Source organism: Thermoplasma sp. Kam2015 (assembly GCF_003205235.1).
Classification (GTDB): Archaea; Thermoplasmatota; Thermoplasmata; order Thermoplasmatales; family Thermoplasmataceae; genus Thermoplasma.
This window is the reverse complement of the sequence record NZ_QJSM01000039.1, coordinates 1-7,251: the sequence shown is the minus strand read 5'-3', so window position 1 is coordinate 7,251 and position 7,251 is coordinate 1. Positions and strand designations below refer to the sequence as shown.

General features: G+C 47.3%; 11 protein-coding genes. 8 read left to right on the top strand and 3 right to left on the bottom strand.

Going from position 1 to position 7,251, the window contains the following annotated elements; all coding sequences use genetic code 11:
- From DMB44_RS08270 to DMB44_RS08250, 5 genes are all read left to right on the top strand, one after another.
- Positions 1-137: sulfurtransferase TusA family protein (locus DMB44_RS08270; protein ID WP_161952111.1), on the top strand; the 137-nt coding region annotated here is incomplete at its 5' end.
- 1 nt (position 138) lies between these two features.
- Positions 139-1,275 (top strand): NAD(P)/FAD-dependent oxidoreductase, encoded by a 1,137-nt coding sequence (locus tag DMB44_RS08265; RefSeq protein WP_110642650.1) that lies wholly within the window; start codon positions 139-141, stop codon positions 1,273-1,275.
- Between the two features lie 10 nt (positions 1,276-1,285).
- Positions 1,286-1,780: a DUF1641 domain-containing protein gene (locus DMB44_RS08260; protein WP_237265378.1), complete on the top strand. Its 495-nt coding sequence runs from the start codon at positions 1,286-1,288 to the stop codon at positions 1,778-1,780.
- A 30-nt stretch (positions 1,781-1,810) separates the two neighbouring features.
- The gene (locus tag DMB44_RS08255; protein ID WP_110642649.1) at positions 1,811-2,269 is read left to right on the top strand and encodes an OsmC family protein; all 459 of its coding nucleotides are present in this window, start codon (positions 1,811-1,813) and stop codon (positions 2,267-2,269) included.
- Positions 2,266-3,000: an ABC transporter ATP-binding protein gene (locus tag DMB44_RS08250; protein ID WP_110642647.1), complete on the top strand. Its 735-nt coding sequence runs from the start codon at positions 2,266-2,268 to the stop codon at positions 2,998-3,000. The genes DMB44_RS08255 and DMB44_RS08250 overlap by 4 nt, the downstream gene beginning before the upstream one ends.
- Here DMB44_RS08250 and DMB44_RS08245 read toward each other — a convergent pair.
- Together DMB44_RS08245 and DMB44_RS08240 are read right to left on the bottom strand one after the other, a co-directional pair.
- Positions 2,978-3,484 carry an NTP transferase domain-containing protein gene (locus DMB44_RS08245; RefSeq protein ID WP_110642645.1) on the bottom strand — a complete coding sequence of 169 codons (507 nt, stop codon included), beginning with the start codon at positions 3,482-3,484 and terminating at the stop codon, positions 2,978-2,980. The genes DMB44_RS08250 and DMB44_RS08245 overlap by 23 nt on opposite strands.
- Positions 3,481-4,314, bottom strand: a complete 834-nt coding sequence (locus tag DMB44_RS08240; protein ID WP_110642643.1) for an IS481 family transposase — start codon at positions 4,312-4,314, stop codon at positions 3,481-3,483. The genes DMB44_RS08245 and DMB44_RS08240 overlap by 4 nt, the downstream gene beginning before the upstream one ends.
- A 153-nt stretch (positions 4,315-4,467) precedes the next feature.
- On the opposite strand from DMB44_RS08240, the gene DMB44_RS08235 reads away from it, so the two are divergent.
- The 3 genes from DMB44_RS08235 to DMB44_RS08225 all read left to right on the top strand — a co-directional run bounded on the left by DMB44_RS08235 (position 4,468) and on the right by DMB44_RS08225 (position 6,533).
- Entirely contained in the window at positions 4,468-5,178 is a 711-nt protein-coding gene (locus tag DMB44_RS08235) for a flagellin (protein ID WP_237265377.1), read from the top strand.
- 93 nt (positions 5,179-5,271) lie between these two features.
- Positions 5,272-5,796: an MFS transporter gene (locus tag DMB44_RS08230; protein WP_110642639.1), complete on the top strand. Its 525-nt coding sequence runs from the start codon at positions 5,272-5,274 to the stop codon at positions 5,794-5,796.
- Between the two features lie 56 nt (positions 5,797-5,852).
- The gene (locus DMB44_RS08225; protein ID WP_237265376.1) at positions 5,853-6,533 is read left to right on the top strand and encodes an MFS transporter; all 681 of its coding nucleotides are present in this window, start codon (positions 5,853-5,855) and stop codon (positions 6,531-6,533) included.
- Between the two features lie 146 nt (positions 6,534-6,679).
- Here the strand turns inward: DMB44_RS08225 and DMB44_RS08220 are convergent, their stop codons facing one another.
- Positions 6,680-7,063, bottom strand: a complete 384-nt coding sequence (locus DMB44_RS08220) for a NifB/NifX family molybdenum-iron cluster-binding protein (RefSeq protein ID WP_110642637.1) — start codon at positions 7,061-7,063, stop codon at positions 6,680-6,682.
- Between the last annotated feature and the right edge of the window lie 188 nt (positions 7,064-7,251).

Below are 7,251 nucleotides of genomic sequence, written 5' to 3'. Positions count from 1 at the left end.
AAGTCATATCCGTGTACTCCACGGATGCAGGAACGAAGAAGGATGCGCCTGCATGGATACAGAAGTCAGGCCAGGAGCTGGTCGGAGTATTCGACAGAAACGGATACTACGAGATTGTGATGAAGAAGGTGAAGTGATATGGTTAGCAGAGTTCTCATCGTTGGTGACGGCGATGCTGGAACTATAATGGCAAACAAGCTGAGATTCCACACCGATAGGCGCGATGTTGACATAACCGTGGTAGGAAACTCAAAGGATCACTATTTCAAGCCTGACGGTGTGCACATATCATTCAACATGATAGACTACAAGAAGAGCGTGAAACCCACCGAGTTCCTCTTCAACTATGGCGTGAATTACATAAGGGACACGGTATCAAGGATAGACGTTGCAGATCACAGCGTGCAGACAACCGGCGGCAGGAATCTAGATTACGATTACCTGATAATCGCAACCGGAGACAGGTTCACGCCGGAGGATGTCCCAGGCTATTCTGAGAGTGCAAAGCACTTCTACGATCTTCCGCATGCGCTTGAGCTCCAGAAGGAGATAAAGGGCTTCAAGGGTGGAAAGGTTGTGATAGGGCAGGCAAGCATACCAATAATGTGCCCGCCAGCACCATACGAATTCACATTCCTGCTTGAGGAGTATCTTAATTTCCACGGTCTTAAGGACAAAACCGAGATACACTACATATACCCGCTCAACCGCGTCTTCACAATTCCAAATGTTGCGGACTTCGTCGGTAAGAGGATGGAGGAACGCGGCATAATAACCCACACGCTCTTCAATGTGGACTCGATCGATCCAAAGAACAAGAAGATAGAGTCCCTTGAGGGCGAGAGTATAAATTATGATCTGCTCGTGCTGATACCGCCTCACAGGGGTCAGAAGGTCATAACAGATTCCGGGCTTGCAGATGACAGCGGATATATCGATGTGGATAAATACAAGCTTAACTATAAGGACTACGACAACGTGTTCGCAATAGGCGACGCTACAAACCTGCCTGTATCCAAGGCTGGAGCGACTGCGCACTTCGAGGCTCTGTACCTCTCCAACAGGATAGCTTCAGAAACCTCAGGAAACATATACAATGAAGTGTACGAAGGAGACGTGGCATGCACAACGGTCACCGGTTATGAGAAGGGCTTAACGCTCTACTTCAGCTACAACAAGCCTCCAAAGGCCAATTTCGACAGCAAGCTTGACTACTTCCTGAAATGGCAGTCTGCAGATACGTTCTTCAGCAGCATGCTGAGGGGAGTCGCGTGAGGTGATGGACATGGTGGAGAAGGAAGAGGTTCAGGGAAACATGCAGCCAGCCGAGGATCAGGACGATATCGAAGCGCTTCTGAACAAGATGGTGGAGAACAAGGATACCATAATAGCGTTCATGGATCTCCTTTCGAAGATGAAGGAGGCAGGGATAATAGACGTGTTCATGGGCATAGCTAAGGACTACGCGCCGACGGATATAGAATTCCTGGCTAAGTTCTTCACGGAGAAGGAACTCACGGAGGCGCTGCTCAAGGTTGGAAACAGCATGATGGGGCTTCTTTACGGCCTTGGTGAGGAGAAGACCGCTGATCTGGTCAAGGCGATATCATTCAACCTGCCAGGCGTTGCGGAAGAGTTCGTCGAAGGAGTCAAGAATCCTCAGCCCCTGTCAGCTCTCAAACTGATGGCGCTGCTCAAGGATCCGGATGTTTCAGCCTTCATAACAGGCCTCATAAACGCGCTGAAGGTCATAGTGTCCTCGGTGAAAAAAGTACAATAATCTTTTATATTGATTTTTTTTAGCCCACTGATGAAGGTATCTTTTCATTACGTTCCAGGTGAGGGTTTCGATTCCGACGACGGCAAGGACACGGTAAGGATCTATTTTTCTCAGGATAAGAAGGAGATGCGGCATGCGCCGACGGAGCTCCTCCTGTTAGCTGTGGGATCATGCACGAGTGATGATGTCCTATCGATACTGAGGAAGATGCGCCAGGAATTTTCATCATACAGGTGCGAGGTCTCTGGCGAAAAGAGGGAGGAACACCCGCGCCTGCTCAGGTACGCGCACATACGCTATATATTCGAAGGCCCAGTGGATCCTGAGAAGGCAAGGAAGGCCATCCATCTCTCGCTGAGAAAGTACTGCTCCGTATCCATAACCATTGAACGCGGCGGTGTCAGGGTGCTCTACAGCCTGATAATCAACGGTGAGACTGTTGATGATTCCGTTGATGTGGAAAGCATAAAACTGGAAGAGGAAGCATGATCGAAGTAGACAGGGTCTCCATAGACAGGAAGACGTTCAGGATCAACGGCGTGTCTTTTTCCATAATGGAGAACGCCATAAACGGTATAGGGGGCCTCAACGGATCCGGCAAGACTACGGTGCTCAAGGCGATCTACGGTTTCCTGAAACCTTCCGGTGGCGCTGTTTACATAGATGGAAAGAACGTCTTGGAGATGAAGCCCAGAGAGGTGGCGTCTATGGTCTCGGTTGTTCATCAGGAGCAACCGACGCCGATGAACTTCACGGTCAGGGACGTCGTCCAGCTATCAGGCTACAGTCGCGTGCATGGAGGTCCAGGCCTGGATGAATGCCTTGAGGCCTGTGGCATCGGACATCTCTCCGATAGGGAATTCTCAACGCTTAGCGGAGGGGAGAAGCGAATAGTGATGTTCGCAGCGGCCATGTATCAGAACACCAGGTACATCCTGCTGGACGAGCCGATGACATTTCTTGACGTGGACAAGGCCGTGAGGGTCATGTCCATCATCAGGAGGTTCAGAGAGGCGGGAAAAACCGTGGTGATAGTATCGCACGACATAAATTTTCTGTACAATGAATGCGACAACGTGATACTGATGCGGGCCGGAAGCGTGCTGTATCAGGGAGACCCAAGAAAAGTGATCGACGAAAAGACACTGTACGAAGTATTCAACGTGAAATTTGGAAGGTATGAATCCAAAGAAGGCGTCAGGTTCTACCCATACCCCTGATCTTCTCCAGATCATCAGGCGTGTTGACGTTCATTGCATATCCAGAAATATCAACATTGATATATGAACCGCCGAAATCGTTGAAAAGGGACAGGCCTGTGAACTTTCCGTCGTCCGTAAAGGATATGACGTCCTCGTCAAGCGTGATGGAGTATCTGATTCTCTCAAGAATGTCCCGGCATCTGATTATGTAGAGATCCCCAGGAGCAACGAGGATAGGAAATTTCCCGATTATCCCGAGGGCATAATTCAGATCCTCTATGTAGCCTCCACGTTCCTTCTCCATGACGCTTATGCCAAGGCTGCGAAGCATCCTCTTTGTCCTCTGCATCGATGGATCTATCATTGCATGCCATGCATCGCATATGCATCTGAGGCATCTCACAGATCTCTCCAGTATGGTTTCGCCACCGATCTCTATGATCGCTTTCTCAGGATCACCGATCCTGGTTCCCATGCCGCCCGCAATTATCAGGCAGTTCAACTCTCTCCAGTATTCATATCATACTTCTTGATATACTCTTCGAATATCTGGTCCGGTGAGGCGATCCTGTCCTCGAACCTTGTGACAGGCCTCTCGTTGTACCAGTTGACGAACTCCTCAAGGCTGTTGAATGTCCACCTGTACTTGTCGTAGTTCTGCCACAGCTTCGACAGCGAAAGGTGGACGCGGGAGCTGCCCTTGTCCGTTACGACCTCCGATATGCCCTTCTTTCTGGCTATATATCCAAGGTTGGAAGAATTGTATATCAGGCTGAGCACACCGCTTCTTATCATGAGCTTCTTTATCTTTCCGGAAACGTTGAGTCCGTCGAGGACAGCGGCAACAACATCGCTCGTTATCTTCATTGATTCGGAATAGGAGAGTATCTTCTTTGTTGTCATGTCGACACAGAAGATGGCGTACTGATCGTTGAAGCTCCTCTGGTGATAGTCCAGAAGCACTGTGGAGAGCGGCGGTTCAGCCTTCTTCCCGTTGACTATTAGCGCGTTCTCCTTGATCTGAACCATCCTCTTCACCTTCATGTAGTTGTATATCTTGTAGTAGGAAACGTTGAAGCCCTTGCTCCTGAGCAGGTAATAGATCGTTCGCGATCCTATCCTGTACTTGTCCCAGAGATCATCTATGAATTTTTTCTCCTCTTCGGTCAGCTCAGAATCCCTTGAGCTCTCCGGCAGCTCGCTTTCATGCAGGATCTGCTGTATCCTTCTCGGCGTCACATTGAACATCCTGGCGAGTTCAGTGACCTTGTATCCCTTCTTCACGCTATCTATTATGAATTTCCTATCCTCGGTGTTTAACATGTACTTCAAATTAACAACTAAGGTTAGGATAAGGCACTTTTTCGTAGCAATATATGTAGGATACACGTTCTTTTCCTGTGCATGGCCATGCGTAATTTCGCAATTCAATCGTGGATCATTAAATACCGATCCACTCACATACATATGTACACAGTGAAGCAGATGCCCATACTTAAATCACTAAAGAAGCTGAAGAAAATATTTCAGACTGACGATTCGAAGTCAGAATCGGGTATAGGCGTACTTATTGTCTTTATCGCGATGATCTTAGTTGCTGCTGTTGCCGCATCCGTGCTCATACACACAGCAGGGATCCTGCAGCAGAAGGCATCTAGCACCGGAACAACCACCATACAGCAGGTAGCTTCGGGCGTGGTCATAACCCAGATATTGGGCTATGACTATGCCAATCCACCTGAAGCTGGTGGCATTTCCTATCTTGCAATATTCGTCACCGTTAACTCCGGCGGGTCTTCAGTGGATCTATCGAATACAACCATAACGCTGTCGGTCGGCGGCGTGACCGCGGTGCTGGTCTACAACACCAGCATATTCTACGATATAGCGGGCACGGGATCGGCCAACATATTCTCAGCGCCTGTCTGGGGCGAACTCTCAGCAGCGCACAAGGATCCAACAAACTTCGGAATACTGGTTGAGTCAGATCCGTCACATTCTATGACTGGGCTGTATCCGGTACTCAGTACTGGAGATGTTGCTGCGCTGATAATAAACGTGACGAACACTTTCGGAACGAACATAACGCAGGGATCTGCAGTGAGCGGGCAGATAACGCCTGAGGTTGGTTCGCCAGCGCTGATAGACTTCAACGCACCCACATCGTTCGCAACCAAATCCATAGTGATAAGCTGAAAACCCACAAATACATGGCGAAGGTTTCGTACCCTCAACGATCAGTGGATATGATAGCCACAATAATTAAGGATCATGATCATTTAGCTTTATATGATGGGAGATCAGATTTATCACTATCGATTTCAGGCTGCGGTTATTCAATTATCCATCATCTCATTCATTCTTAACTTTATTGTTAGGTTTTTTCCGGCAACACTTCCATTTATTATTGCCTCCATGAAAATAGATCTGTTCAGGGGGTCGCTTCTCATTACAGCTTACTGGATTGGATACACGGCATTCCAGATACCCGGAGGCTTTCTTTCAGATCTATATGGGACGGCGACAGCGAACAGGATATCATTTTTCCTGCTTTTGGTTCTTTTTGGTATGCTATATTTTTTCATTGAAGATTACACTGCAGTCTTTCTCATGCAGCTGTTCCTGGGCTCCGTATCCGCTGTGATTTACATATCCGATGCTGCGTTGGTTCAAAAATGGAATGCCAGAGAAAAGCGATCTGCAGAGCTTGGTATATATCAATCTGGTTTCTTCGTCGGAGCATCGCTCGGAGAATATTTTGCAATATCATCCTATATAGCGTCGAAATCGCTGCCGTTTATGATCTTGAACTGATTTTGCTGATTGCAGCAAAGGCCCACAATCTGGAGAAAGCCAGAAAGGTTCTTGATATGATGGAGGCTACGGCAATGAAGAAGGTTGGCAGACTGCCGGACCCAAAGCCTGATGAGGTTGTCTTTGAGGAGCAAAAATTCCCGACATTGTATCTCTTCAGGAGGCCTTATTCCATAAGGCTAGGACTACTCGTTGTGATGTGGTTCTTTTGGTACATCGGAAACTATGCCTTCCTGGGTGATTCTGCAGCTATCCTCTCTTCTGCAGGGTTTTCCATCTCTTCCTCTATTCTCTATCTTGCGGTTGGTGCCATTGGCTATCCGGTCGGTGCAGTGATAATGATATTTTCTGCCGACAGATTCGAACGCAAGTACGTCATCTTTGCGGATACGGTAGTTTGGTTCATCGGCCTGATGCTTTTCTCCTTTAAAGTGAGTGCATTCATATTCGCTGGTTCCTTCCTCGCGTCTATGGCGTTAGGTATGTATCTTCAGGTCGCATACACATATACGGCTGAAAATTATCCGACCAGGGCCAGATCTTCTGGTTTCGCGCTGACTGATGGCATAGGACATGTCGGAGGGGCATTCGGTGCACTATTCCTTCCAGTACTTGTTGCTTCATTCTCCTTTGCGTTCGGCTTCAGGTTCATAGCTATAACGGGTCTCATAGCTGGAATACTTGCAATGCTCGGGCCGAAAACTTCAAGCAGGACGCTTGAGGCAATCTCAGCATAATGCGATGATCCATTTTTTATGTCTTAAGATCATAAAAATTCCTTAATTTTTTATGAAACTCCGTTGTTTATCCATTTTCGAATGTGCCTGTCGATAATTTATTTCGTAGAAAGGTAAAACTTCTTTTCCGCATGTTTTTGATCTGTTCATTCATGGTGGGCCATTAGGTCTTTGTATTTGCCTGAAAGATAGGCTGATACAAGGTCTGATACAGTTTTGCCATCAGCAGAAACAAGCTTTATATTGTTTGCCCTGAAGTCCATGACCGCTCTTGGCCCCATCATGGATGCTATTATCACATCAGGATGCAGATCAATTATTGATCCATGAACTCCGCGCGCGCGTTTCTCTTCATCTTCGCCATGCCCCTCATCGTGCGGGCCCTCACCATTTACGAAGGTTATTTTGACATTTCTTCCATCGTCATCTGCATCTAGAACAGCGAGATACGGAGCACGCCCAAAATGTGGAGAAACGCGCGATTCCATTCCGTTCCTTTCAAGCACAGGTATCAGTATCCTAATTGACATATCTTATTCATTCCAAGGCAGTACAATAACGTTCTCATCTCAAATTGGGTTTTAACTGTTAATGGGAATATTTATATATAGTTATATATTGTTATGCAATATATATGGGTAAAATATACACAGTAAGGGAAGCATGCGATATACTGCAAATGGATGCAACCACATTGAGGAGATGGGATCGTGAAGGA